Raw genomic sequence first — 8,283 nt, 5'->3', positions numbered from 1 at the left:
CTCGGCCTACCAGTCGGTCGAGAAGGGGGAGGAAAAATTCCCCTCGGCTCCACCAGGGCATTTCCCAGTATCTTATAAAAGACGACGCGCGCGAGGCGCGCCCCGCGCGTCAATTCTCGCGGTAGAAGTTGCAGTACCAGTCGACGAAATGGCCGACGCCGTCTTCGACCGGGGTCGAGGGGGCGTAGTCGAGGGCTTTGAGGGTGTCGGCGACGTCGGCCTCGGTATTGGCCACGTCGCCGTCCTGCATCGGCATGAGGTTCAGCCTGGCCTTGCGGCCCAGTTTCTCCTCCAGCACCTCAATGTAGCGCATCAGGGCGACCGGGCGGCCGGCGCCCAGGTTGAGGATGCGCCAGGGGGCGACGCCGCTGGTGGCGGGGTTGGGGGCTTTGGCGTCCCAGGCGGGGTCGACGGCGGCGGGACGGTCCAGGGCCGCGATCACGCCGGTGACGATGTCGTCGATGTAGGTGAAGTCACGTGACATCTGGCCCTGACCATAGACGTCGATGGGCTCGTTCTTGAGGATGGCGCGCGTGAATTTGAACAGGGCCATGTCCGGGCGGCCCCACGGTCCATAGACGGTGAAGAAGCGCAGGCCCGTGGCCGGGAAGCCGAACAGGTGGGCGTAGGAGTGGGCCATGGCCTCATTGGCCAGCTTGGTCGCGGCATAGACGGTCAGCGGATGGTCGGCCGGGTCGCGCACCGAGAAGGGCAGGGCGGCGTTGGCGCCGAAGACCGAGCTGGTCGAGGCGAAGACCAGGTTGGCGGCCTTCACCGCGCGGCAGCCCTCGAGGATGCTGAGGAAGCCGACGACGTTGGAGTCGATATAGGTCTCGGGCGCTTCGAGGCTGTAGCGGACCCCGGCCTGGGCGGCGAGGTGGACGACGCGGCGCGGCGAATGCTCGGCGAACAGGGCGGCGACGCCGGCGCGGTCAGCGAGGTCGAGCGTATGGTGGCGATAGGCCGGATAGGCCTGAAGCTGGGCCAGACGGGCGTGCTTCAGCGCCGGGTCGTAATAGGCGTTGAGGTTGTCCAGGCCGATGACCGTCTCGCCGCGCTCCAGCAGCCGACGCGCGGTGTGGAAGCCGATGAAGCCGGCGGAGCCGGTGACGAGAACGGGATCGTGGGACATGAGGCTGCGATAGACGGTTGGAGGCGGTTTCGCCAGCGGGCGGCGGTCAGGGCAGAGCCTCCGCCACGGCGGGCGTCGGTTCAACGAAACGGGCGGCGAGGCTGAGACCGCAGGCCAGGACCAGGCAGGCCGCCGCCCCGATCAGGACCGGCCGGGTCGCGCTGACGGGCGGGCTGAGCGGGCGCAGGAACAGCAGGACCAGCAGGCCGATCAGGGCCAGGGCGCCGGGCAGGTCCATGCCGACGCCGAGGAAGACGAAATGGCCCAGGCCCATCAGCCAGGCGCCGCCGAGCATGCCCGCGACGGCCGGCGGGATCAGGCTGGCGGGGCGCGTCAGGTCGGGCCTGATCAGAGAGGACAGGGCTGCTGCGGCGGCCGCCAGCAGAACGGGCCATACGAACAGCAGCGCGGCTTCGGGGGCGAAGCCCTGGATCATGCAACCGAGCAGGAAGACGAGGGCGATCAGGCCGAGCCAGCCGCCCCAGCGGGAGGGCTCAGCTTGTCGAGGCCAGAGTGATAGGCCGACTGCTGCAAAGCCGATCATTACGGCCTGAGATCCACCGAGAAGCAGGATGAGTGCAGTCAGTCCTCCGAGAACGCCGGCGACAGTACGTGGTCTAGCGTGTCGTGCGCCTGTCAGGAACAGAAGGGCTAGAGCCAGGATGGTCAGGACGGCGCCCGCCTCCATCCACGGCAGGCGGCGCAACAGGACGTAGTAGGTCTCGGATGACGTCGCGCGGCTGGCGGCCGGCCCGGCCAGCAGGCGCACGGCCTGGGCCAGCACCAGTCCGGCGGACAGGAACCACAATCCGTCAAGCATCCCGCGCCCGACCTGTTCGGCGCTCAGGCCGGTCGCGCGACGGGCGCGCCAGGCGGCGAAGCCGCCGAGCAGGGCGGTCAGGCCTAGCAAGCCCCAGCCCGTCGCCGCCGAATGGCTGAGCATCCAGCGACCGAAGACGTCGGCATAGACGGTGTTCGGTCCCTTGGCAGGCAAGGCCGGGGCGCGCAGCAGGGCGTCGGCGGCTTCCAGCGCTTGAGAGCCGAGGTGCTGCAAGGCCCCCTGATCGAGGTTGGCGGGGGTGGCGTCGGCGGAATGGTACTGGGCCGGGCGACCGATGAAGGCGAAGTTCAGCCCGCCGACGCCGCGATCCTTGGGAATGGTGAAGTCGGTGCCGTTGGGCATCTGTTCGTACATGAAGACGGCGAGCGAGGTGGCGGTGGTCCCGCCGTCGGCGCGGGCGGCGGCGCGGCGGAACAGGTCGACGGTCGGGCCGGCCTCGCGCCCGGTCTCGAACATGGCGGCGCGGCCGCCGCCGCCGCGCGCCTCGAGGTTGACCACGGCGCCGATACGGTCGCGCAAGGCGTGGCCGCCGAAGAAGATGCGGGCCCCGTCCAGGCCCAGTTCCTCGGCATCGGTCAGCAGGACGACCAGGTCGCGTTCAATCGGCCCGCGCGCCTGGACGGCGCGCACGGCCTCCAGCACGGCGCCGACGCCGGTGGAATCATCGGCCGCGCCGGGCGAGCCGACCACGGTGTCATAGTGGGCCATCAGCATGACGGCGGGCTGGCTGCGGTCTTTTCCGGGCAGCACGCCGATCAGATTGATCGCCTGATTATTCGCGGCGTCGGGATCGCCGCCCGCCCTTTTCAGTCGCTGGATGGCGCCGGGCGACAGGGGCCCGGCCTGTTCCTGCGGCGACAGGCCCAACTGGGCCATGCGGGCGGTCAGATAGGCGCGGACGCGGGGGTGTTCGGCCGAGCCGACGGGGTGCGGGGTGTGGGCGATCTGTTCGATGTCGATCATGGCCCGCGCGGCCGAGAAGGCGGCGACGGGGGCGTCGGCGGGCCGGGGTTTCGGGACCTGGGTGGTCCAGACCGCCAGCAGGAAGGCGAGCGTCAGCGATCCGAACAGCAGGGCCAGCCGCATGTGAAAGATCCTCCCCGATCCGGGAGGCAGTAGGACCAAGCGGAGCCCGGATGGCAAGAGGGCGGCGACAGGTCTCCCCGTCGCCGCCCTCCGATGCGATCCGCCCTTGAGGCCTAGAAGCGCTTCGACAGCTCCACGCCGTACATGCGCGGTTCGTTGACGAAGGCCGTCAGGTTGTTGAAGTCGATGGCGCCGAGGATGTTGGCCTCGTCCGTGATGTTGCGGACATAGGCGGCGGCTTCGAGGCCACGCCCCAGGTCGCGCCAGCCCGCGCGCAGACCGCCCTCGAACTGCGTGTCCTGACGGAACTCGACCGCTTCATAGAGGAAGAGGTTGAAGTCCTGGCGCAGGACCCAGTCGGTCGAGGCGAACAGCTCCTGATCGTCGCCGATCGGGCGGACGTAGTTCAGCGTCAGATTGGCGGTGTATTCCGGCGCCTGGGGGAAGGGGTTGCCGTTGATGTTGGCGAGGACCTTGCTCGGAGCGCCAACCGTCACCGTCGGATCGGTGATGGTGCAGGGCGCGCCGCAGGTGCCGACGAACAGGTCCGCATCCTTGATCTCGGTGTGGTTCCAGGCGAAGCCGCCGGCCAGGCTGAAGCCGGCGCCCAGATAGACGTCGCCGTCGATTTCAACGCCGTAACCCTCGCCCTTGTCGGCGTTGATCAGCTGGTTGAAGTTGCCGGCGCCGCCGATGGCGGTGAGTTGCAGGTCCGAGACTTCATAGAAGTAGGCCGTGGCGTTCAGACGGGCGCGGCCGTCCCACAGGCGGGCCTTGAAGCCGGTCTCATAGGACATGACGGTTTCAGAATCAGCCGTGGTCACGACGTTGGACATGGCGAGACGACCCTGGATCGACGGGCCGCGATAGCCGCTGGCCACGCGGGCGAACAGGTTGAAGCTGTCGTTGACCTCGTACAGGGCGCTGACGTCCCAGCTGACCTGCTCGTCGCCGACCGATTCAGTCACATCCAGCGGGGCGCCGAGGATGCGCTGGCCGCGGAAGTCACGGCTGTCGTCGGTGTAACGCACGCCAGCCGTCAGCTTCAGGGCGTCCGTCACCTGATACCGCCCTTGACCGAAGATCGACCAGGAGTCCGACTTCTGCACGATGTCGGTGATGATGGTCGGCATGATGCCGCCGAAGCCGTTGAAGTTGGCAGAGACCAGGTTGAAGCGCTCGTCCCAGTAGAAGGCGCCGACCTGCCAGCCGAACGGGCCGTCGCCGTTCGACGACAGGCGCAGTTCATAGGTGTTCTGGATCAGGTCGCTGGAAAGGGTGCCGGTTTCCGACGGGAAGGGAATGGTTCCGCTGTTGACCGGGTCGCCCAGCACGCCGCCGTCGATGTCGCCGTTGCCGGCCGAGGAGCCCTGGTAGGAGCCGACCACGCCGGTCAGGGTGGCGGGGCCGAAGTCGTAGGCGACCTGCAGCGACTGCGAGGTGGTCTGCTGCTTCTGGTAGTTGTTGCGGCCGCCGTCGTAATAGACCGTGTCGCGGTCGAAGCGGTCGTTCAGCTCGTTGGAGCCCTTGGACAGGATGTTGGCGCGGTTCATCGTGCCCGTGCCTTCGTAATCGCGGGCCTGCAGGGTCAGCAGGGTCGACAGGCGGTCGGTCGGAGTCCAGGCGACATGGACGCGGCCGACGATGTCGTCGAAGTTGCCGAGGTCCTTGCCGTCCTTCTTGGCGAAGGGGGCGTCATAGGCGTTGTTGACCCAGTCGTCGCGGTGGTTCCACAGGCCGGCGACGCGCACCGACAGGGTGTCCGAGGCGGGCAGGGTCACGCCGACTTCGGCGCGGGTCGAGCCATAGTTGCCATAGGCCAGCGAGCCGAAGCCGGTGAAGTCGTCGCCGGGCTTGACGGTGTCGATCTTGACCACGCCCGCCGGGGTGTTGCGACCGAACAGGGTGCCTTGCGGACCGCGCAGAACCTCGACCTGCTTCACGTCGAACAGGGGGAAGCCCTTCAGGTAGACGTTCTCCAGCACCACGTCGTCGAGCACGACCGAGACCGGCTGCGAGGCGTTGAAGTCGAAGTCCACGTTGCCGAGGCCGCGAATGTAGAAGCGCGGGGCGTAACGGCCGTTCGAGCTCTCGACCTGCAGGCTCGGCACGCGGCCGGACAATTGCAGGATGTCGCCGCCGCCCGAGGAGAGGGTGTTGAGGGCTTCGGTGTTCATGGCCGTGACGGCGAAGGGCACTTCGCGGATGTTCTCGCTGCGACGCTGGGCCGTGACGACGATCTCGTCGATGGCGACGGCCTGTTCGGCGGGGACCGCGGTTTGCGCCATGGCCGGGGCGGCGATGAGCAGGGCGAGACCGCTGGCGGAGGCGGCGAGGGCGGAGAGGCGAGGGGACATGGGGGGAGGGTCCTCGTTGAAACTGGCCGAGGGCCTAGGTTCACGGCGACGCTTTTTCCAGTCAGGAGAACGGATGTTCGATGAAGCTTTCGCGACAGGAACACGCTGCCCAAAAACCTGACGGTTTGAAGGGCTTCGGGACGCGTGCGGCATTGTGCAGGGCCATGTCCCATGCCAAACGGCAGGGCTGCGCCGCCTTTGGCGAGGACCCTCTCGACGCGCCGGGCGCGGCCTGACAGGGACCTGCGTATGTCGACCTCCAACCTTGATCGTCGCCGTCTGTTTCAGCTGATGGCCGTCGCCGCTGCGGCGCCGGGCTTGGGGGCGCTGTCGCCGGCGACTGGACCGCGGGTCTTGGGCCGGATTCTGGCCATGTCGGACCTGCATTCGGCCTATGAGCGGACAGGCCAGCTGCTGGCGGCGCTGGAGGCCGAGGTTTCTGGCTCTGAGGCGCCGCACCTGATCGCCATCGACGGCGACATCTTCGAGCATGGCAACGTCGTCTCGGTGCGATCCAGCGGGGCCATCGACTGGGCCTTCCTGGGCGAACTGCCGAAGCTGGCGCCCACGGTGGTCAACCTGGGCAACCACGACAACGACCTGACGCCGGACCTGCATGAGGTGGTGGCGCGGATGCGGTCGCTGGGGATCGTCGTCGTCAGCAACATCATCGACGCCCGCACCGGCCAACCCTACGCCGAGGCCGCCGTGACCGTGCCTCTGGGCCAGCGGTCGCTGCGGATCGTCGGGGCGGGAACGGATTCGCTGAACACCTATCCCAAGACCAGCCGCGATTGGCTGTCGATCCCCGAGCCGGGCGACTGGGCGAAAGCAAACCTGACCCGCTTGCTGGACGGCGCCGATTTGAGGCTGGTGATGAGCCATGCTGGGGTGGCCGGGGATCGCGACATCCTGCCCCTCCTGCCCGACGGCGCACTGATGATCGGCGGGCACAACCACCTGCTGTTTCAGCACGCGCAGGGGCGCAGCGCCTATGCCCATACCGGGTCGTGGAGCAACGCCTACACCACGGCGACCCTGTTCGAGGACGGACGGATCGACGTCGTCTCGACCGCGGTGGAGCGCGACGCCGCCCCGTCGCCGCGCCTCGCCGATCTGATCGCATCGACGCTGGCGACGCACCTGACCGCCGAAGAGAAGAGGGTGCTGGGCGTCAGCCCGCGCGCGCTGACCCTGGGCGAAACGGGCCGCGCCGTCGCCGCCGCCATGGCCGCTGCGGCGGGTGTGGAGGCGGGCTTCATCGGGCACACGACGCTGGGGACCGGCCTGCCGGCGGGGCCGGTGACGCGCTATGATTTCGACGCCGTGGTGCGCTTTGACGGCAAGCTGATGGTCGCCGAGGTTGCGGTCGCGCGGCTGGCGGACCTGATGGCGCGGGCCAATCAGGACCGGCCCCTGCCGCTGGCCGAGCGCAGCGGCGACTTCGTCTATGGGGCGGCAGGGGATGTCGCGGGACGTGCGAGCGTGCGTCTGGTCACGACCGACTGGTGCGCGATGAACCAGGGCGAGTATTTCGGCGTGACCGATCTGGTCTTCAGCCCGGTTCCAGACGTCGGGGTCAAGGCGGCGGCGGTTTCGGGTCTTCTGACGGCTTAGGCCGCGCGACGCAGGGCCGAGGGCGCCTTCACATAGAGACCCTTGCGACCGGCGACCGGGCGGAAGGCGACGCTGTCGCCGTCGGGCCGTTCATCGACGCCGAGGAAGAGGCAGCCGTCATCCACCAGTCGGCGCTCCAGCTGGTCCAGCACGCGGGCGCGGTGCGCCGGTTCCAGATCGCTGAGAAGGTTGCGGCAGAAGATGACATCGAACGGGCGGTCGTCGGCGGGTTCGTCCAGCAGGTTGGCGCGCTCGAACCTGACCGTGCTGCGCAGCTCGGGGCGGGCGCGCCAGTGATCTTCGACCTGCTCGAACCAGCGCAGCATGGTCCGGGCCGACAGGCCTCGCTGAATTTCAAATGAGGTGTAGAGGCCGGAGTGGGCCTTTTCGATCGCCTGCCGCGACAGGTCTGTGGCGACGATCTCCACGTCGGCGCTGTTCTCCAGCGCGGCGATGGCCAGGGAATAGGCTTCCTGGCCGGTGGAGACGCCGGCGGACCACAGGCGAACCTTGCCGCCGGGACGCGCCGCCGTCAGGGCGGGCATCAGTTCACGGGAAAAGACGTCGAACACCGCGCGGTCGCGGCGGAACCAGGTCTCGCCGTTCAGCAGGGCCTCGATCACCGCCCAACCCAGCGAGGCGATCGGCTTGTTCCACAGCGTCGCCAGCATGGCCTCGACGTTGTGGTAGCCCTCGCGGCGCGCCACGGGCCCCAGGCGGTGCTCAGCCAGATGCATCCGGTCGCGGGTCAGCCGGAAGCCGGCGCGTGTGGCCAGCAGGGTCTGAAGGCGATCGAAGTCCTCGGGGGTCATGACGGCGACTGAATAGCTCCCACTTCGGCGAATTTGGAGTGCAGGATCTCGCCGTCGAACGGCTTCATAACATAGTCGTCGGCTCCTGCGGACAGGGCTTCGGCGATGCGGTCGGCGCGGGTCTCGACCGAACAGAACAGGACCTTGGGGGCGCGGCCCCCCGGCAGGTCACGCAGGCGACGCAGGAAGCTCAGCCCGTCCATCACCGGCATCTGCCAGTCCAGCAGCACCACATGGGGCATGGCGCCCATGCAGTAGGTCAGGGCTTCGACGCCGTCGGCGGCTTCATCGACCTCGAAACCCAGGCCTTCGACGATGCGGCGCGCGACCTTGCGGATGATCCGGCTGTCATCGACGATCAAGCAGGTCTGGGGGTCCAAGGGCTTTATCTCGTTTGGCGCGAAATGACGTCAGGCTTCGCGTCATGATCGTTCAGGG

At 68.2% G+C, this 8,283-nt stretch carries 6 protein-coding genes; 1 reads left to right on the top strand and 5 read right to left on the bottom strand.

Annotation, left to right across the window (positions count from 1 at the left end; all coding sequences use genetic code 11):
• Positions 1 to 109: 109 nt before the first annotated feature.
• The 3 genes from DXK21_RS13985 to DXK21_RS13975 form a co-directional block, all read right to left on the bottom strand.
• Positions 110 to 1,132 carry an NAD-dependent epimerase/dehydratase family protein gene (locus DXK21_RS13985; protein WP_114818391.1) on the bottom strand — a complete coding sequence of 341 codons (1,023 nt, stop codon included), beginning with the start codon at positions 1,130 to 1,132 and terminating at the stop codon, positions 110 to 112.
• A gap of 46 nt (positions 1,133 to 1,178) precedes the next feature.
• On the bottom strand, positions 1,179 to 3,059 hold the full coding sequence (locus DXK21_RS13980) for a M20/M25/M40 family metallo-hydrolase (RefSeq protein ID WP_114818390.1): 1,881 nt from the start codon (positions 3,057 to 3,059) through the stop codon (positions 1,179 to 1,181).
• 113 nt (positions 3,060 to 3,172) lie between these two features.
• Entirely contained in the window at positions 3,173 to 5,416 is a 2,244-nt protein-coding gene (locus DXK21_RS13975) for a TonB-dependent receptor (protein ID WP_114818389.1), read from the bottom strand.
• 249 nt (positions 5,417 to 5,665) lie between these two features.
• Here DXK21_RS13975 and DXK21_RS13970 point away from each other — a divergent pair, with 249 nt between their 5' ends.
• Positions 5,666 to 7,033 (top strand): metallophosphoesterase, encoded by a 1,368-nt coding sequence (locus tag DXK21_RS13970; RefSeq protein ID WP_114818388.1) that lies wholly within the window; start codon positions 5,666 to 5,668, stop codon positions 7,031 to 7,033.
• Here the strand turns inward: DXK21_RS13970 and DXK21_RS13965 are convergent.
• On the bottom strand, positions 7,030 to 7,845 hold the full coding sequence (locus DXK21_RS13965; RefSeq protein WP_114818387.1) for a CheR family methyltransferase: 816 nt from the start codon (positions 7,843 to 7,845) through the stop codon (positions 7,030 to 7,032). The two genes, DXK21_RS13970 and DXK21_RS13965, sit on opposite strands and share 4 nt — an antisense overlap.
• On the bottom strand, positions 7,842 to 8,225 hold the full coding sequence (locus DXK21_RS13960) for a response regulator (protein WP_114818386.1): 384 nt from the start codon (positions 8,223 to 8,225) through the stop codon (positions 7,842 to 7,844). Before DXK21_RS13960 ends, DXK21_RS13965 begins: the two co-directional genes overlap by 4 nt.
• Between the last annotated feature and the right edge of the window lie 58 nt (positions 8,226 to 8,283).

This window comes from Brevundimonas bullata, assembly GCF_003350205.1.
Lineage (GTDB): Bacteria > Pseudomonadota > Alphaproteobacteria > Caulobacterales > Caulobacteraceae > Brevundimonas > Brevundimonas bullata.
Note: the sequence above shows the minus strand (reverse complement) of the source record. Positions and strands in the feature narration are given on the sequence as shown.

Bases quoted from the DNA above. Each gene is read 5' to 3' on its own strand.
- DXK21_RS13985 (WP_114818391.1), bottom strand. From the start codon at position 1,132: ATGTCCCACGATCCCGTTCTCGTCACCGGCTCCGCCGGCTTCATCGGC.
- DXK21_RS13980 (WP_114818390.1), bottom strand. From the start codon at position 3,059: ATGCGGCTGGCCCTGCTGTTCGGATCGCTGACGCTCGCCTTCCTGCTG.
- DXK21_RS13975 (WP_114818389.1), bottom strand. From the start codon at position 5,416: ATGTCCCCTCGCCTCTCCGCCCTCGCCGCCTCCGCCAGCGGTCTCGCC.
- DXK21_RS13970 (WP_114818388.1), top strand. From the start codon at position 5,666: ATGTCGACCTCCAACCTTGATCGTCGCCGTCTGTTTCAGCTGATGGCC.
- DXK21_RS13965 (WP_114818387.1), bottom strand. From the start codon at position 7,845: ATGACCCCCGAGGACTTCGATCGCCTTCAGACCCTGCTGGCCACACGC.